The sequence below is a fragment of the Citrobacter sp. S39 genome, from assembly GCF_009495675.1.
GTDB classification, from domain to species: Bacteria; Pseudomonadota; Gammaproteobacteria; order Enterobacterales; family Enterobacteriaceae; genus Citrobacter; species Citrobacter freundii.
The window spans coordinates 1450132-1467436 of sequence record NZ_CP045555.1 but is presented as its reverse complement, the minus strand read 5'-3'; the positions used below and the strand labels follow the sequence as shown (position 1 = coordinate 1467436).

General features: G+C 52.6%; 14 protein-coding genes. 6 read left to right on the top strand and 8 right to left on the bottom strand.

Annotation, left to right across the window (positions count from 1 at the left end):
* Positions 1-135: 135 nt before the first annotated feature.
* Positions 136-1263 (bottom strand): cell division protein ZapE, encoded by a 1128-nt coding sequence (gene zapE, locus GFB57_RS06940; RefSeq protein WP_003025144.1) that lies wholly within the window; start codon positions 1261-1263, stop codon positions 136-138.
* A gap of 192 nt (positions 1264-1455) precedes the next feature.
* Here zapE and zapG point away from each other — a divergent pair, with 192 nt between their 5' ends.
* From zapG to degS, 3 genes are all read left to right on the top strand, one after another.
* On the top strand, positions 1456-1854 hold the full coding sequence (zapG, locus tag GFB57_RS06935) for a Z-ring associated protein ZapG (RefSeq protein WP_003025147.1): 399 nt from the start codon (positions 1456-1458) through the stop codon (positions 1852-1854).
* 168 nt (positions 1855-2022) lie between these two features.
* Entirely contained in the window at positions 2023-3390 is a 1368-nt protein-coding gene (degQ, locus tag GFB57_RS06930) for a serine endoprotease DegQ (protein ID WP_003025151.1), read from the top strand.
* Positions 3391-3479: 89 nt separating this feature from the next.
* Entirely contained in the window at positions 3480-4547 is a 1068-nt protein-coding gene (degS, locus tag GFB57_RS06925) for an outer membrane-stress sensor serine endopeptidase DegS (protein ID WP_003025154.1), read from the top strand.
* A 56-nt stretch (positions 4548-4603) separates the two neighbouring features.
* Here degS and mdh read toward each other — a convergent pair whose 3' ends face one another.
* Positions 4604-5539, bottom strand: a complete 936-nt coding sequence (gene mdh, locus GFB57_RS06920) for a malate dehydrogenase (protein WP_003025158.1) — start codon at positions 5537-5539, stop codon at positions 4604-4606.
* Positions 5540-5975: 436 nt separating this feature from the next.
* On the opposite strand from mdh, the gene argR reads away from it, so the two are divergent.
* Positions 5976-6446: a transcriptional regulator ArgR gene (gene argR, locus GFB57_RS06915; protein WP_003025162.1), complete on the top strand. Its 471-nt coding sequence runs from the start codon at positions 5976-5978 to the stop codon at positions 6444-6446.
* A gap of 376 nt (positions 6447-6822) precedes the next feature.
* Positions 6823-7089, top strand: coding sequence for a peroxide/acid stress response protein YhcN (gene yhcN / locus GFB57_RS06910; RefSeq protein WP_003025165.1), 267 nt, complete (start codon positions 6823-6825; stop codon positions 7087-7089).
* Positions 7090-7146: 57 nt separating this feature from the next.
* On the opposite strand, the gene GFB57_RS06905 is transcribed toward yhcN, so the two are convergent.
* The 4 genes from GFB57_RS06905 to aaeX all read right to left on the bottom strand — a co-directional run bounded on the left by GFB57_RS06905 (position 7147) and on the right by aaeX (position 10661).
* Entirely contained in the window at positions 7147-7425 is a 279-nt protein-coding gene (locus GFB57_RS06905; RefSeq protein WP_003025168.1) for a hypothetical protein, read from the bottom strand.
* A gap of 119 nt (positions 7426-7544) precedes the next feature.
* Complete coding sequence (gene aaeB / locus GFB57_RS06900) at positions 7545-9512, bottom strand: p-hydroxybenzoic acid efflux pump subunit AaeB (protein WP_003025171.1); 1968 nt, start codon at positions 9510-9512, stop codon at positions 7545-7547.
* A gap of 5 nt (positions 9513-9517) precedes the next feature.
* On the bottom strand, positions 9518-10450 hold the full coding sequence (gene aaeA, locus GFB57_RS06895; RefSeq protein WP_003025174.1) for a p-hydroxybenzoic acid efflux pump subunit AaeA: 933 nt from the start codon (positions 10448-10450) through the stop codon (positions 9518-9520).
* Between the two features lie 7 nt (positions 10451-10457).
* Positions 10458-10661, bottom strand: a complete 204-nt coding sequence (gene aaeX, locus GFB57_RS06890; protein WP_003025177.1) for a p-hydroxybenzoic acid efflux pump operon protein AaeX — start codon at positions 10659-10661, stop codon at positions 10458-10460.
* Positions 10662-10845: 184 nt separating this feature from the next.
* Between aaeX and aaeR the strand changes: the two genes are divergently transcribed.
* Positions 10846-11775, top strand: coding sequence for an HTH-type transcriptional activator AaeR (aaeR, locus tag GFB57_RS06885; protein ID WP_290366947.1), 930 nt, complete (start codon positions 10846-10848; stop codon positions 11773-11775).
* An 86-nt stretch (positions 11776-11861) separates the two neighbouring features.
* Here aaeR and tldD read toward each other — a convergent pair whose 3' ends face one another.
* Both tldD and yhdP read right to left on the bottom strand, forming a co-directional pair.
* Positions 11862-13307, bottom strand: coding sequence for a metalloprotease TldD (gene tldD / locus GFB57_RS06880; protein WP_003025183.1), 1446 nt, complete (start codon positions 13305-13307; stop codon positions 11862-11864).
* A 161-nt stretch (positions 13308-13468) separates the two neighbouring features.
* Complete coding sequence (gene yhdP / locus GFB57_RS06875) at positions 13469-17284, bottom strand: AsmA2 domain-containing protein YhdP (protein WP_003025186.1); 3816 nt, start codon at positions 17282-17284, stop codon at positions 13469-13471.
* Between the last annotated feature and the right edge of the window lie 21 nt (positions 17285-17305).

Here is a 17305-nt window from a genome sequence, read left to right as displayed (position 1 = left end):
CAAACCTACCCCTTCGAATAGCCTATGCCGGCACATAGAAAGTTTTGGGAAAAAAACTCTCTCGTAACGTGGGGTCGCAAGATTATAGAGAAGTCAGGGTCAAAGATCGACCCCTTTATGTGATTTGCGGCAGGTTTAACCGGCTAAATGTTCCCGCTTCAGATACTCTTCGCTTTGCATCTCCTGCAAACGCGACAAACAGCGCTGAAATTCAAACTTCAGACGCTCGCCCTGATAAATTTCATAGAGTGGCGATGCCGCGCTGACCACCAGCTTGACGTGGCGTTCGTAGAACTCATCCACCAATGCGATAAAGCGCCGCGCTTCACTCTCCATCAGCGGAGTCATGACCGGCACATCAGACAACAGTACCGTGTGAAACAAACGCGACAGCGCAATGTAGTCATGCTGGCTACGCGCATCGACACAGAGCGTGGTAAATGACACCGCCAGCGTTTGGTTTTCGACGGCCAGCGTCTGCATCGGACGATGATTGATCTCCAGCGTCGGCGCATGTTCACCTTTGGTTCCCGCTAATGCCAGCCAGAGTTTATCCATCTGTTGGCGGGTTTCCTCATTCAGTGGCGACAGCCACAAATGCGCCTGCGTTAAGGTGCGCAGACGATAATCGACGCCAGCATCAACATTCATGATGTCGCAATGCTGTTTGATAGCATCAATGGCAGGAAGAAAACGCGCGCGTTGTAAACCGTTGCGATACAGCTCGTCTGGCGGAATATTGGAGGTCGCCACCAGCGTAATGCCACGGGCAAACAGTGCCTTCATCAGGCCGCCGAGTAGCATGGCGTCGGTAATATCAGAAACAAAAAATTCGTCAAAGCACAGCACGTCCGTTTCGGCCTTAAAGCGATCGGCGATGATTTCCAGCGGATCGCTCTGCCCCTGTAAGGCAGTAAGCTCTTCATGCACACGCAGCATAAAACGATGAAAGTGCAAACGCTGTTTACGTTCGCCCGGCAGACTATGGTAGAACAGATCCATCAGCCAGGTTTTTCCGCGCCCAACTCCGCCCCACATATATAAACCACGCACCGGTGTGTTGATCGGCGACTCACGCTTGCCCAGCAATTTGCCAAAACGCGCCATCAGTCCGCTCTCCTGCGGCGCAGGTCGCGCTGGCGTCGTAAGTGCCTGGAAAATTGTTTCCAGTCGATTCACGGCTTCTTGTTGTACATTGTCGGGCTGATGACTGCCGTCGTTGAGGGCTTGCAGGTAACGCGATGTCGGGGAAAGGCTTTGCATGATGTTATTGTTATTCCTTGAGAATCGATGTGCCGTCGCTCACGGTTGACGAAAAAAAGGCCGTTCTACATTACGTGATATAAACACGGGATTCCACTTCTACGGGATTAGCGGTTATAGTGGCATAATCAGGCGCAGGCATGGAGCCTAAAGCCAACACCCTACGGAAACACAAGACAACGGGAGATGTTCATGACCTGGGAATATGCGCTAATTGGGTTAGTCGTCGGTATCATTATTGGTGCTGTAGCCATGCGTTTTGGTAATCGGAAATTACGCCAACAGCAGGCATTGCAGTACGAACTGGAAAAAAATAAAGCTGAGCTGGAAGAGTACCGTGAAGAACTGGTGAGCCACTTTGCCCGCAGCGCTGAATTGCTGGATAACATGGCGGACGATTATCGTCAGATTTACCAGCACATGGCGAAAAGCTCCAGCAACCTGCTGCCGGGTATGTCGCCGGAAAACAACCCGTTCCGTAATCGTCTGGCAGAGTCTGAAGCAGGCAACGATCAGGCGCCGGTTCAGATGCCACGTGACTATTCTGAAGGGGCATCTGGCCTGCTGCGTAGTGGCGCAAAGCGCGACTAACCGCACATCGTTAAGAAATTTATTGGGCGCAGCAATTGCGCCCTCCGCTTCTCTTCCCGTCCCAGCTATTATTTAGTCGTTAGCCTCATTGTGACCAAACCGAAAATTCAATAACATCAAACTGTTTTGAATCATCTTCCGTTTACTCAAGGTACGAGAGCAGGATCCATGAAAAAACAAACCCAGCTGTTGAGTGCATTAGCGTTAAGTGTCGGGTTAACTCTCTCGGCGCCATTCCCGGCCGTTGCGTCGATTCCCGGCCAGGTTCCCGGTCAGGCTGCGCTCCCCAGCCTCGCCCCGATGCTGGAGAAAGTGTTGCCAGCCGTGGTGAGTGTAAGGGTCGAAGGCACCGCCACTCAGGGGCAGAAAGTCCCGGAAGAGTTCAAAAAGTTTTTTGGTGATGAACTTCCCGATCAACCTTCCCAACCTTTTGAAGGACTGGGTTCAGGTGTCATTATTGATGCCGCCAAAGGCTACGTCCTGACCAATAACCACGTTATTAATCAGGCGCAAAAAATCAGCGTTCAGCTTAATGATGGTCGTGAGTTCGACGCAAAGCTTATTGGCAGCGACGATCAGAGCGATATCGCACTGCTACAAATTCAACACCCCAGCAACCTGACGCAAATTGCCATTGCTGACTCTGATAAACTCCGCGTGGGTGATTTCGCGGTGGCTGTGGGTAACCCGTTCGGTTTGGGTCAAACAGCCACCTCCGGCATTGTATCGGCTTTGGGTCGCAGTGGGTTGAACCTGGAAGGTCTGGAAAACTTTATTCAGACTGACGCCTCTATCAACCGCGGTAACTCCGGCGGCGCATTGCTTAACCTCAACGGTGAGCTGATCGGTATTAACACCGCGATTCTGGCCCCCGGTGGCGGCAGCATCGGTATTGGTTTTGCAATCCCGAGCAACATGGCGCGCACGCTGGCACAGCAGCTGATGCAGTTTGGTGAAATCAAACGCGGTCTGTTGGGCATCAAAGGCACCGAGATGACTTCCGATATCGCCAAAGCGTTCAAACTGGACGTACAGCGTGGCGCGTTTGTCAGTGAGGTTCTGCCTAACTCCGGCTCCGCAAAAGCGGGGGTGAAATCAGGTGACGTCATTACCAGTCTCAACGGTAAACCGCTTAACAGCTTCGCCGAACTTCGTTCACGTATTGCGACAACCGAACCAGGGACCAAAGTCAAACTGGGCCTGCTACGTAACGGTAAACCGCTGGAGGTTGAAGTCACCCTCGATACCAGCACATCATCGTCCGCCAGCGCAGAGATGATTGCGCCTGCGTTGCAAGGGGCCACGCTCAGCGACGGTCAGTTAAAAGACGGTACCAAAGGCATCAGAATTGATAACGTTGAAAAAAGCAGCCCTGCCGCACAGGCCGGACTGCATAAAGATGACGTTATTATTGGCGTTAACCGCGATCGCGTAAACTCGATCGCTGAAATGCGTAAAGTGCTGGAAGCGAAACCGTCGATCATTGCCCTGCAGGTGGTGCGCGGTAACGAGAGTATTTACCTGCTCCTGCGTTAACGCATGCAACCGGACATCAGCCCCTCGTGTGATGTCCGGTAAACTCGTGATATGCTGCAGCCGTTCCCTTTATTAATGACGCCGCCATCATGTTTGTGAAGCTTTTACGTTCGGTCGCGATTGGTTTAATCGTCGGCGCTATTCTGCTGGCCGCGATGCCCTCGCTGCGCAAAATTAATACGCTTACCGCACCGCAGTTCGACAGTGCAGATGAAACGCCCGCCAGCTATAACCCGGCGGTTCGCCGTGCAGCACCTGCCGTCGTTAACGTTTATAACCGCAGTATGAACAGCACAGCGCATAACCAGCTTGAGATCCGCACGCTCGGCTCAGGCGTTATCATGGATCAGCGCGGCTACATCATTACCAATAAACACGTCATTAACGATGCAGACCAAATCATCGTCGCATTGCAGGACGGTCGCGTATTTGAAGCGCTGCTTGTGGGGTCTGATACGTTAACCGACCTTGCGGTGCTGAAAATCAACGCCACTGGTGGACTGCCGACAATTCCGATTAATAACAAACGCGTACCGCACATTGGCGATGTGGTTCTCGCCATCGGGAACCCGTACAACCTCGGGCAAACCATCACCCAGGGGATTATCAGTGCCACCGGTCGTATTGGCCTGAACCCGACGGGGCGGCAAAACTTCCTGCAAACCGATGCCTCCATCAACCACGGTAACTCCGGCGGCGCGCTGGTCAACTCGCTGGGCGAGTTGATGGGTATTAACACCCTGTCATTTGATAAGAGCAACGATGGCGAAACCCCGGAAGGGATCGGCTTTGCTATTCCTTTTCAACTGGCAACCAAAATCATGGATAAGCTGATTCGTGACGGGCGCGTGATTCGCGGCTATATCGGCATCAGCGGCCGAGAAATTGCGCCACTGCACGCCCAGGGCGGCGGGATGGATCAAATTCAGGGGATTGTGGTTAACGAAGTAGCCCCGGACGGTCCGGCAGCGCAGGCAGGTATTCAGGTTAACGATCTGATTATCTCGGTCAATAACAAACCGGCGGTATCTGCACTGGAAACGATGGACCAGGTGGCAGAGATTCGACCAGGTTCAGTTATCTCCGTGGTCGTGATGCGCGATGACAAGCAGTTGACGCTGCAGGTCACGATTCAGGAATATCCGGCGACCAACTAATACGGATATAAAAAAACCGGAGCAAGTGCTCCGGTTTTTTACTTTTGGGCAGTTCGTTACTTAACGAACTCTTCGCCCAGAGTGATATCTTTCTTCAGCGTATCCAGCATACCTTCCAGCGCAGCTTGTTCAAACGCGCTCAGCTTGCCGATAGACTGACGCTCTTCTACGCCGTTTTTGCCCAGCAGCAGCGGCTGAGAGAAGAAGCGAGCATACTGGCCATCGCCTTCAACGTAAGCACATTCAACCACACCTTTTTCGCCGCTCAGTGCGCGAACCAGTGACAGTCCGAAACGTGCTGCGGCCTGACCCATAGACAGGGTTGCAGATCCGCCACCGGCTTTAGCTTCCACAACTTCAGTACCCGCATTCTGGATACGTTTGGTCAGGTCAGCTGCTTCTTGCTCGGTGAAGCTTACGCCAGGAATTTGTGACAGCAGCGGCAGAATGGTCACGCCAGAGTGGCCGCCAATAACCGGGACTTCAACGTCGCCAGGCTGCTTGCCTTTCAGTTCCGCAACAAAGGTGTTGGAGCGGATGATGTCCAGCGTGGTCACGCCAAACAGTTTGTTCTTATCGTATACGCCTGCTTTTTTCAGGACTTCTGCAGCGATAGCAACGGTCGTGTTCACCGGGTTGGTGATGATACCGATACATGCTTTCGGACAGGTTTTAGCAACCTGCTGCACCAGATTCTTCACGATACCGGCGTTGACGTTGAACAGGTCGGAACGATCCATACCCGGTTTACGTGCGACGCCCGCAGAGATCAGTACCACATCAGCACCTTCCAGTGCAGGGGTAGCGTCTTCGCCGCTGAAGCCTTTGATTTTCACAGCAGTAGGGATATGGCTCAAATCAACGGCCACACCAGGTGTTACTGGAGCGATGTCGTACAGGGAGAGTTCTGAACCTGAAGGCAGTTGGGTTTTTAACAGTAATGCTAGCGCCTGACCGATACCACCAGCAGCGCCGAGGACTGCAACTTTCATCCTAAACTCCTTATTATATTGATAAGCAAAATGTCTATTGCTCCGCGGCGGCGACCTTAATTCACAAATCCAACGAATACAACAACCACGCGTCAAGAATGCGTAGTCACGCAAATTTGGCTTTTATGCATTTAACTTACGTAAAATAAAACCTAAGTTACGTAATTCAAAACCACCCGCACAGTAGAGCAACTTTCCAACAGGTGCTGACAATATACCCTACCCACCTCTCAAAACAACATCAATTTGATAACATTTAATTTACTTTTAACCTTATTTGCGAGCCGTGACACAGGCATGTTTCTTGATAACGAAATTTGATAAAATTCCGCTCTTTCATAACATTATTTCAGCCTTGAACAAGGCAGACTGTTTGCATAAAAATTCATCTGTATGCACAATAATGTTGTTTCTACCGCCATATTACGGGTGACTTATGCGAAGCTCGGCAAAACAAGAAGAATTAGTAAAGGCGTTTAAAGCGCTGCTTAAAGAAGAAAAGTTCAGCTCTCAAGGCGAAATCGTCCTCGCATTGCAGGATCAGGGCTTTGATAATATCAATCAGTCCAAGGTTTCACGCATGCTGACCAAATTTGGCGCCGTGCGTACCCGCAATGCGAAAATGGAAATGGTGTACTGCCTTCCGGCGGAACTGGGCGTGCCTACGACCTCCAGTCCGCTGAAAAATCTGGTGCTGGATATCGACTATAACGATGCGGTCGTGGTTATTCATACTAGTCCTGGCGCTGCTCAGTTGATTGCACGTCTGCTGGACTCATTGGGGAAAGCGGAAGGTATCCTGGGTACGATTGCCGGTGACGATACCATCTTCACCACCCCAGCTAAGGGTTTTACGGTAAAAGATCTGTACGAAGCCATTCTGGAACTGTTCGAACAAGAACTGTAATACCGCCTCCCCGTCGCCTCGCGGCGGGGGAAAACACTCTCTTTCTACCCCCTTCCGTCTATTTTTAACTGCTATGCATTTAACAAATGGTGCGTTTAACCGTCAAAAACCATTCACACAGTGAATATGAAGGCTTAAAAACGCACATTTTGCAAAAAACCATATCCAATTGATTTTATTTAATTTATTTCTTTTAAAATGTTCGAAACGCTCTTTTTAATTCCATTTGGTTATAAAAAATATTTTTCTTAACACTTACTACCCATGGAAACAATTAGCGTGGTATTAATTTATCAGGTTATTAGTGTATACTTGATTTTGTGATGAGGGTCACGAAACGTAGACCCCTATAAAAGAATTCGACGAGGTAAATATCATGAAAATCAAAACTACTATTGCAACCTTAAGCCTTCTTTCTGTTCTCTCCTTCGGTGCAAGCGCCGCAGTTACTCAGGTGAACTCACAAGAAGCACAGAATCTGCAATCTATGGGTAGCATCTCCGTATCTCAAATCGGTAGTTCACCAATGGACATGCGTCAGGCCATCGCCGCTAAGGCTGAAAAAGCAGGCGCCAGCAGCTATCGCGTCACCGAACTCCGTGAAGGTGCTCACTGGCACGCTACTGCAGAACTCTACAAATAAACCCTCGTCGTCTAAGTCCGACGACTTGCCCCCGCCTGCCGGGGGCTTTTTTATGTCTTACATTGAGTGACGAACGTTAAAACGCAACTGCCCTTCCAGCTCTTCTTCCGCTTCATCGAACAGTAAAATCAGCGCGCCGTATCGCCTGCGCAGCTTGTCCGGTAAATGGACAAATTCAATCTCCAGCGGCAACGGTAAAACTTCCCCGATAACCACCTCCCACAGAGAATCTAAATCAACCACCTTCTCTCTGGCGAGACCGAACGTGCGCGTAAACTCGCGATAGAAATCACCCTGGTCTTCTATCTCGTCAAAATCAAATGTATAGATATTCATCTATAGCCACCATCCCGACGCCAGCCACTCTACAGACCGCCAATATGTAGGGGTCTCTCGCATTTTCAGGTAAGTATAGCCATAAAAAAACCGACGCTTTTAGCGTCGGTTTTCAACTCTTAATTACTGACCAGCGCATGCTGGTATTTGTGCAACATCCCACTGAGTCGTTTTACCGGCTCGGTCACCTGTGGTGGTGCTTGCCAGATGATTAATTTCTCCTGATAGATCTCAAGCTCTTCCAGCAACTGGCTAAAGTAGCGTCGGCGCTTGTCGTCATTTCCTGCAGAAATCACGCGATCGGCAGTGCGTCGAAGCTGGCGATGGAATGCGGAGAGATCTTCGTTTACCGGCACCGGCGCATCGCGCAGGCGCTGATGCGCGATGATCATGGTCAGCGCCAGGCGAAACTTCGCCAGGTCGCCCGGAAATTTGTTCATCAGCAAAAACAGCTGCTGATAAAGCGCCGGGAGGTGGTTTTCTTTACGACGTACCACGTTGGTGGTCATCGCTGAAACCGCCGCCGAGACAAACTGGTTGAGCAACACACGACCCGTTCTGTCACGAGAGTTATCACGCACTAGCAGAATGACGATAAACGCCAACATGCAGCCAACAATCTGCCCCAGTGCACTGTCAAGGAACTGGCTAAAGTGGAAGGTCATCGGGTTATCCAGCACGATGATATTAATGGTGCTGGCCAGCGCCCCCATCGAACCCAGCCGTCGTTTCTGTACTTCAATCCCCAGAAAGAATCCCAGCACTGCCAGGCTTAGGCACAGCAACAACATGCTTTGCTGCGTATTAGGGATAATCACCAGGAAATAGAGCGCGCCGAGCGGTAACGCCGCCAACGTACCGTAGATAAAGTCTATCGCCACCATGCGCGGGTTGGGCAAACGCATTGCCAGCGAGGTGACGACCGCAATCATCACCATTGCGCCGCTGCCGGATGTCCAGCCGGTCCACAGCCAGAATAAGGTTCCCAGCACACAAGAAAGCGTGGTGCGCCAAAAGTTAACCATCGCATGGTGACGCTCGGCAGATTCCACTTTCACCACCGGTTCACCTTGCAGGATCTCTTCTTCGATAGCGCTAATTTTGGTGTTGCTGACAACTCCACGTTTAAGTAACAGATAGCGCGTTGCCGCCCCGGCCCAGGTGTAAATTGTGACAGGTGTGTCACGTTCACCGGTCCATGCAATCACCCGACGCATCCGCTTCAGCTGTTTATGGACATCCTGTACCGTTTCAACCGGCGTATCGAACAACTCGCGGAAGGTATCGGTGATCAGTTCTGGTCGGGTGTTCTGAATAAGATAGGTTTCGCAGGATTGTGTGATAAGCGTAAGCGACAGCGTATTCAATGCCTTGAGTCTGCGGTTAGCCCGCACCCAGCGCGAGGACTCCATATTCAGGTTACTACGCATCCCTTCCAGCGCCGCCGTACGCCGGACTAAATCTCCCCAGGCTTTGTCTACTTCTTCACTGTCGCCATGCTTAATGCACAGCTGCATAAGCTGATATTGCGCCACCAGCAGGCTATCCAGTTCAACATCAATCTCCTGCTTCACCGAACGGGGCGAAAAGAGCAGGTCGGCAACAATGGCACAGACAATACCCATCACAATTTCACTACAGCGTTCGAGCGCAAATTGCGGCGTCAGCAGCGGTTCAGCCTGGATAGTAATGACGATGATCAGCGCCGTATAGCCTGAAAGCCCCCAGGCATAAGAGTTTTCGATCTTCACTAACGACGAGATCCAGGTACAAAAACCGGCCCAGATACAACACACCAGGATCATCAATAGCGGGGCGCGGATCATGCTGATGATAATGATCAGGGCGGCAATACAGCCGATAAATGTCCCGACAATACGCAACATGCCGCGATAGCGGATAGCACCTGAATAAGGTTCTCCGCCAGCGGCAAAGGCCGGACCTGCAGCCACAATGGCCGCGGTCAGCACCGCCCAGCGCGGGGTCTCAAGCTGGAAGTGAAAGCCAACGAACAGCGCCAGTACAATCGCGCAGGCCAGTTTTACCGCAAAGCGGATATGCTGGTTGGCAATGGAGAAAATACCCATCGCGATTAACCAAATTCGCGCAGGCGGTGCGCCATTTTACGGAAGAAAGATTCCTGGCTGGCATCGCGATCCTGCTTGCCGGTAATGACGACGGTCGCCGTCGTCCCGGCAGGCCACAAGGTTCCCTGCTGCTCATCAAGACGAATTCGCACCGGCACACGCTGCGCCAGACGCACCCATTCAAGATTGGAATCAATGGTCGCCATACCCTTGGCGTCCCGCGTGCTGCTGGCATTCGTTACGCCAGCCGCCACACTATCAACCGTGCCCTTCAGCACATTATTACTGCCAAGCGGGGTGATTTCAGCGCGATACCCAGGGCGGACGCCTTCCAGTTTGGTTTCTTCCATATACGCCAGCACATAGAAAGAATGCTGTTTGACCAATGCCACCGCCGTGGAACCGCGCGTGATAAATTCGCCGCTATAGACGTTCAGGTTAGTCACCCAGCCGTCTGCTGGCGCGCGGATAACGGTACGTTCCAGATCTAATTTCGCCAGATCGCGGGTCGCTTGCGCCTTCGCAAGCTGGTGTAATACGGTTTGCAGGACGTTGTTTGATTGGTCAATCTCTTCACGAGACATAGCCTGCACGCCCAATCGGTTACGACGACCGGCCTCCTGGCGTTTTTCCTGCGCCAGTACCTGATAATAGGCCACGTCAGCTTCGGCCTGCTCGAGGGCTTTCTTATAGCGTGGCTGGTCGATAGTGAACAGGATCTGATCCTTTTTCACCAGTTGGTTATCATGGATGTTAACGTTGGTAATAAGGCCCGCAACATCCGGCGCAATCGCGACGACATCGGCGCTGAAACGCGCATCACGCGTCCACGGCGACTCGGTGTAGAACACCCATGCGCGGAAAATAGCGATGAAAGCCAGAATGACCAGTATCACGGTAATGGCCGTGCGGGAGAGTTTTCTTGTTAGTGTTTTCACTTCAACCTCAAACGAACAGGCGCGTTATTAAATAGAACAGACAGCAATACAGCGCGGTGTTAAACAGAGCCGGATGCCAGACAAAATCATAGATGCCAGTCGGAACAAGCACCCGGCGCACCAGCCAGAAAATCGCCAGTGACAAAAGTAATTCGAAAAAAATCGGTGGGAAGGACAGACCAAACACCACGATAACGGGAAACAGACTCATGTTGACCTTGGTAACGTAAGAGAGTGCAGATGATAGATTTTCTAGCGTATGTCACCGCAGAGAAGGGCAAGGATGAGCCAGGCGAGAGCGACATAGCCGTTATTTGAATAATAATATATTAACGTAACTGTTATGCTGTTATCTATATTATGTGATCTAAATCACTTTTAAGCCAGAGTGAACAATGGAACGATTAAAACGTATGTCGGTGTTCGCCAAAGTTGTCGAAATGGGCTCCTTCACCGCCGCCGCAAGACAGCTACAAATGAGCGTTTCATCGATAAGCCAGACGGTCTCAAAACTGGAAGATGAGCTACAAGTCAAGCTGCTAAACCGCAGCACGCGTAGCATTGGGCTAACTGAAGCCGGTAAAATTTATTATCAGGGCTGCCGGAGAATGCTGCACGAAGCGCAGGATGTTCACGAGCAACTCTATGCCTTTAACAACACGCCCATCGGCACTCTGCGCATTGGCTGTTCTTCAACTATGGCACAAAATGTCCTCGCCGGATTAACCGCCACGATGCTGAAAGAGTATCCGGGATTGACGGTAAATCTGGTGACCGGCATCCCGGCCCCGGATTTAATCGCTGATGGTCTGGACGTGGTTATCCGCGTCGGCGCGTTGCAGGACTCCAGCCTGTTTTCACGCCGTTTGGGGGCTATGCCGATGGTGGTCTGCGCGGCGAAAAGCTATCTCGCACAGTTTGGCACCCCAGAGAAACCTGCCGATCTCAGCAACCACTCGTGGCTGGAATACAGCGTGCGCCCGGATAATGAATTCGAGCTTATCGCTCCGGAAGGAATTTCCACCCGCCTGATCCCAGAGGGTCGTTTTGTGACTAACGATCCGATGACATTGGTGCGCTGGCTGGCCGCAGGCGCGGGCATTGCCTATGTACCGCTGATGTGGGTGATCAATGAGATCAATCGTGGCGAAGTGGAGATTCTGCTTCCCCGCTACCAGTCGGATCCGCGTCCGGTCTATGCGCTGTATACCGAAAAAGACAAATTGCCGCTCAAGGTGCAGGTGGTGATTAACTATCTGACAGACTATTTTGTCGATGTAGCGCACCTGTTTCAGGGAATGTACGGTCGGGGAAAAGAGAAATAAAAAAAGTGTAGGCCGGATAAGGCATTGACGCCGCATCCGGAAAGATGCCCGATGGCACTGGTGCTTATCGGGCATACATCATGATGTTATGCGGTGCCACCCACGGTCAGGTTATCCACCTTCAGCGTGGGCTGGCCCACGCCCACCGGCAGGCTCTGCCCTTCTTTACCGCACACACCAACCCCGTTATCCAGTTTCAGGTCGTTACCCACCATCGAAATCTGCTGCATCGCTTCGATACCAGAGCCAATCAGCGTCGCGCCTTTCACCGGTTTGGTGACTTTACCGTTTTCAATCAGATATGCTTCAGACGTAGAGAACACAAATTTTCCGGAGGTGATATCCACCTGGCCGCCGCCGAAGTTAGGCGCATAAATACCGTATTCAACGGATTCGATGATTTCCTGCGGCGTAGATTTCCCCGGCAGCATATAGGTGTTGGTCATACGTGGCATCGGCAGGTGCGCGTAAGATTCGCGGCGACCGTTACCCGTTGGCGCAACGCCCATCAGGCGCGCATTCAGTTTGTCCTGCATGTAGCCTTTCAGAATACCGTTTTCGATCAGCACGTTGTACTGACCCGGCGTGCCTTCATCATCAATAGCCACAGAGCCACGACGGTCCGCCATTGTGCCGTCATCCACCACGGTGCACAGTTCTGACGCTACCAGCTCCCCCATGTGACCACTGAATACCGAGGTACCACGGCGGTTAAAGTCGCCTTCCAGACCATGACCGACCGCTTCATGCAGCAGAACGCCAGGCCAGCCAGCGCCGAGTACTACCGGCAGCGTACCAGCAGGCGCAGCTACCGCTGAGAGATTAACCAACGCCATGCGTACGGCTTCTTTCGCCCATGCGTCAGCACGAACTTCACCATCAAGGTCGCCCAGGAAATAGTCATAGCCAAAACGACCGCCGCCACCGCTGGCGCCGCGCTCGCGCTTACCGTCCTCTTCCACCTGTACGCTTACGGACAGGCGTACCAGCGGGCGAACGTCAGCGGCCAGCGTACCGTCGGTCGCTGCTACCAGGATCAGTTCATAAACACCGGTCAGGCTGGCGGTTACTTCCTGGACGCGCTTGTCGGCGGCACGCGCCACGCTGTCTACGCGGCGCAGAATATCCAGTTTCTCTTCGCGGCTCATGCTCTGCAGGGGATCAACCGAGGTGTAAAGTGCCTGATGCTCCACAGCTCCCAGCGTTTTTACTTTGCCGTCACCGCTGTCACGCACGATAGTACGGGCAGCATGAGCACTCTGCTCCAGCGCCAGCAGGCTAATCTGGTCTGCATAGGCAAACCCTGTTTTTTCGCCGCTGATGGCGCGCACGCCAACGCCCTGATCGATATTGTAAGAACCATCTTTAATGATGCGGTCTTCTAAAACCCAGGATTCGTGATAGCTCGACTGAAAATAGAGATCGCCGTAATCAAGACGGCGTTCGGCCAGTTGGCCCAGGATGGCAAACAGATCCTGATGTTTCAGGCCATTTGCCGCTAGCAATTGTTCACTTACCAGGTTCAGACTCATCGTTTTGCTACTCATTAGTTACTGTTGTAGGCCTGATAAAACGCGCCAGCGTCGCCATCAGGCACTTCAATGCCGGATGGCGGCGTGAACGCCTTATCCGGCCTACGGACTGCGGTAGAGGATCTATGTTGAGATTGGGGCAATTACTCGCCCCCGTCAAATTATTGCTGGCTTTCTTTGCGCGGCTGACGCAGAACTTCGTTAATCTGCGGCTTATCGACCGGACCGGTGATGCGATAGCGCAGAATCGACACTTTGCTCCACAATGGTCCCAGAACCTTACTGGCAGCAAACACCGCCGCGCCGACAATCGGATTGACAGCAAACGCAGCGGCAACGCCTACGGTGGCAGAAATTTCCGGCGCGACTATGGCTTCCATATCCAGCTCCCGACGGACCAGGTTCACTGAGCCTTTCATCGCAATGTCTGCCTCCAGACCGTCCACCAGCGTGTCATCGGTATGCATCACGCCATCTTTGATCCAGGCCGTGCTGCGAATCGAGTCGAAATAGAAACCCTCGCTGAAAGTATCGCTAAAATCAAAACGCAGTTTACGCAGCAACGCATCAAAGCTCAGCAGTCGCAATAGTTGCCCCGCATGTCCGGTGCTGAGTTCAGTAAGCTCACCTTTGCCCAACCGGGTACGCAAAATCCCATTCAGCGAAGCTTCATCTGGATCCCATGGCGGGTTACGCCAGTGCAGGTCATACTCCACGTTGAACGAAGAGTTACGAATCGGGGTCGATACGCCAAAGAAACTGGCAGCGGAGTCAATTTTACTGCCGCTCAGTTTACCCTTCAGTGACGTTCGTTCTTTGCCCGGCGCGTTCACCCACACACCATCGGTGGTCAGTCTGGCAAAGCCTGTATCCAACAGACCGTTACTCAGCGTTAGCGTGTCGCCTTTAATCGCCACATCGGCGTCAATGCGCCCGTATTTCTGTCCCCACATCCAGCACTCGGCACAGCGTAACTGAAGATCCGGCCAGCCGTGGAAGCTGACGTTGCCCACGGCGGAAAACGGCGAGGCTGGAGTACTATTCAGTGGTGCTTTCGTCGGCGACGCTTTCGCCGCGCTGGGGTTGTAATAAAGATACTTAATATTGGCCAGCCACGGCGCATTATTGCGCATAGCCAGCGTGGCATTAATTTCACGTCCCTGCGCCTGCACGATGGAGCCATTGCTCGCAGGCTCAGACACGATACTCAAGTTATTCCACTGCTGACCGCCCAAGGATAACGATGGCGTACGCACCGTGATGCGCTGCGGGAAGTTGGCGTTGGTGCCAACGTTATCTGCTGCGCCTTTCTGGAACAACGCCAGCCATTGCGCGCCATCCATAGGGGGAAGGTTAAGCTCAATACCTTGCTGATCGGGTAACGCGGGCACGGTGCGACTTTCCGACGTCCAGATTGCGCGGTCAAGCGTCAGTTTCTGATTCAGCAACCAGCGGCTGTTAAAGTGGTTCTTACTGCCCGCGTTGCCGGTCAGTTCAAAACTGCGCAGATTGCCGTTGGCCTTAACGTTCACCGGTAATGCCTCACCGGCGGCCTTATTCAGCGGAGCAGGTAAGTGACTACTTACATTCTTCAGGTCGCCTTTTAGCTCAATGTCGTAGGTCGGTCCGGCATGATACGGAAGATCGATACCCACCTTGCCATTCCACGCCATGCTGCCGCTTAAGGCATCGTTGACCTGCGCCGGTAAAATCCCCATGCGGGTTGGCTGCCAGTCGCCTTGCAGGTTCACGGCCACCTGATAGGCTTTCGCCCCTTCGGTGGTGGAGAAGTCGACGTTCAGCGGCTGATTAAACCAGTTCGCCGTCATCGGCTCGCTCTTCAGATCGCCGTTGATAAAGCTGAACTTACCATTCAAATTCTTCAGCGTGCTGTCGAGCGGTTTAATAAACAGGCTGTTATTACGCAGGTTGACATCGCCTTTGGCGGTAACCAGCGAGCCGTCTAGCGGAATATCCAGATGTAAGCGAGCATTCACATCGCCGTCAATCTGCAACTGCTCAAGCGTGGCGCCGAGGGAGTCCTTCAACGGCGTCTCATCAAAATAAGGTCCGACCGCCTTGCCCGGCCCGTTGATATCGGCATCAATCAGCAGTTTTTCTTTAGCATAGTCGGGAATATTAGCCGTCAGGTTACTGGCCTTCACGCCGCCTAAATTGACGCTATCCGTCTTCATCCACAGACCATCGTTAATGAAGTTCAGTTCAATATTGAGATCGGTTAGCGCAGGCCAGTCGGGCTGGAAAGCAAATTTCGCGTTACGTAGCGGCACCAGAACCTGAAATTGCCCTTCGTTGTGCAGATACGGGAACAGATGCGGGTTACCGCCATACACCAGCGTGGCGTTATCCGCTTCGCCGCCCTGAATAGCGCCGCTGAGGTAGTCAACCAGCTCTTTGCCCATCAAGTTTTCCGGAAAATAGCGCCAGGCCTGAGAGCCGTCGTCGGTGCTAATGCCAGCCAGAATGCCTAACCACGGTTCATCTCCAGTGGGCTGCAGATAGCGAAAACCACCGCGCGCGCGTACCGCTTTCGCTTTAACATCGATGTTGCGCCCATCTAACTGAAAACCTTTATCATTTTTCAGCCAGCTTAGCGTCGCTACGCCGTTCTCTATTTCCAGCGGCGCGCGGAAGACAGTTTCATACGGCATTTTGGCTTGCTTCATGGAGGCGGTGAGCGCCCCATTTTCAACACTGCCCGCAAGCGTACCGGAGAAATGTTCTGCCCCCGGCAGCAGCTTCCACTGTTTCCAGGCCAAATCGGTCCACGATGACAGGAAGCGGGTTTTTTCTGACGCCTGTAACGGGATATCCAGCGCCAACACATCGATCTTGCCACTTGGTTGCGTGGCCCGCCAGATATCACCCAACGCTGGTGATAACCTGGACGCCATCGGACGTAGCCCTTCTAACCCGGCCAGTTCCAGATTGCTGGCGCGAATGCGTAACTCGTCGCTGCGTTTGTTATTCTCGCCACCGACTTCCTGCTCAGGGATCCATGCCAGCGTTAATGCACCGCTCGGCCAGGGTTTATCATCCATGGTAATACGAGTATCGGGAATAGAGAATTGCCAGCCCGCCTCTTCACGGCTGATGTGCGCTGTCAGATTATCGACGGAGAGCGTGTGCGTACGATTTTCACCCAGCCAACTTGCTCCACCTTTTTTCAGCCAGACATCGCCCCCGGAGACGACGCCTTTATTGATCGTCATCCATGCTTCCAGGCTAAAACGCGCGGTTTGTAGCGCGACATTATCCTGCATCCATTTGCCCAGCCATGGTTTGACGTCGATGTCGTCTGCCTGCAGCCAGACCCGACCGTTATTCAACAGCCCTTCGTCATCACGCAGATCCATACGCACCTGCATAACGCCGTGCTGTCCGGTCAGGCTGGAGAGGCTGACCTGACCCTCGGCGCGATGCCGATTTTTACCGTTCAGCCAGGTAAGCTGTGGGATCGCCAGTTCAGCACGTTGACCTGAGAGGGTTATAAAGCTGATATGACTGTCGCGTAGATCGAAATGATCAAACTGACGCAGGAAGAGATTGCTGAGATGGTCGGTTTCAATTCCATCTCCGCCTTCACTACGCTGGATAGGAGTATTGGTGCGCAACTGCAGTTGCCAAAAGGTGAGATCGCGAAACTGCCAACGCATGTGCAGCAAGCTTTGCCAGACATCCAGCGCCAGCGTGACGCGTTTTACCGAAAATTCTCCCCCATCTTTTAGCTGCGCATGGATATTACGCGCTTCAAGCGTAGGACCGAAATTTTGCCAGCTGGCAGAAAGCTGACTGGCGGAAACAGGTAGACCTGTAGCGGATTCAATCTTGCCAAGAATGGCTGGACGCCAGCTATCAAGATGAGGTAACGCAAGGCGCAGTCCACTGACCAGCAGCGCTGCGATGACAACGAATGCGGCTCCAGTGAGCAGTAATATCCCCGGCAATCGCCTCACGCACCTCTCCTTGTCTACCAA

What these genes read in the sequence shown, in the direction of transcription:
- zapE (WP_003025144.1), bottom strand. Translation starts at nt 1,263, where the DNA reads ATGCAAAGCCTTTCCCCGACATCGCGTTACCTGCAAGCCCTCAACGAC.
- zapG (WP_003025147.1), top strand. Translation starts at nt 1,456, where the DNA reads ATGACCTGGGAATATGCGCTAATTGGGTTAGTCGTCGGTATCATTATT.
- degQ (WP_003025151.1), top strand. Translation starts at nt 2,023, where the DNA reads ATGAAAAAACAAACCCAGCTGTTGAGTGCATTAGCGTTAAGTGTCGGG.
- degS (WP_003025154.1), top strand. Translation starts at nt 3,480, where the DNA reads ATGTTTGTGAAGCTTTTACGTTCGGTCGCGATTGGTTTAATCGTCGGC.
- mdh (WP_003025158.1), bottom strand. Translation starts at nt 5,539, where the DNA reads ATGAAAGTTGCAGTCCTCGGCGCTGCTGGTGGTATCGGTCAGGCGCTA.
- argR (WP_003025162.1), top strand. Translation starts at nt 5,976, where the DNA reads ATGCGAAGCTCGGCAAAACAAGAAGAATTAGTAAAGGCGTTTAAAGCG.
- yhcN (WP_003025165.1), top strand. Translation starts at nt 6,823, where the DNA reads ATGAAAATCAAAACTACTATTGCAACCTTAAGCCTTCTTTCTGTTCTC.
- GFB57_RS06905 (WP_003025168.1), bottom strand. Translation starts at nt 7,425, where the DNA reads ATGAATATCTATACATTTGATTTTGACGAGATAGAAGACCAGGGTGAT.
- aaeB (WP_003025171.1), bottom strand. Translation starts at nt 9,512, where the DNA reads ATGGGTATTTTCTCCATTGCCAACCAGCATATCCGCTTTGCGGTAAAA.
- aaeX (WP_003025177.1), bottom strand. Translation starts at nt 10,661, where the DNA reads ATGAGTCTGTTTCCCGTTATCGTGGTGTTTGGTCTGTCCTTCCCACCG.
- aaeR (WP_290366947.1), top strand. Translation starts at nt 10,846, where the DNA reads ATGGAACGATTAAAACGTATGTCGGTGTTCGCCAAAGTTGTCGAAATG.
- tldD (WP_003025183.1), bottom strand. Translation starts at nt 13,307, where the DNA reads ATGAGTCTGAACCTGGTAAGTGAACAATTGCTAGCGGCAAATGGCCTG.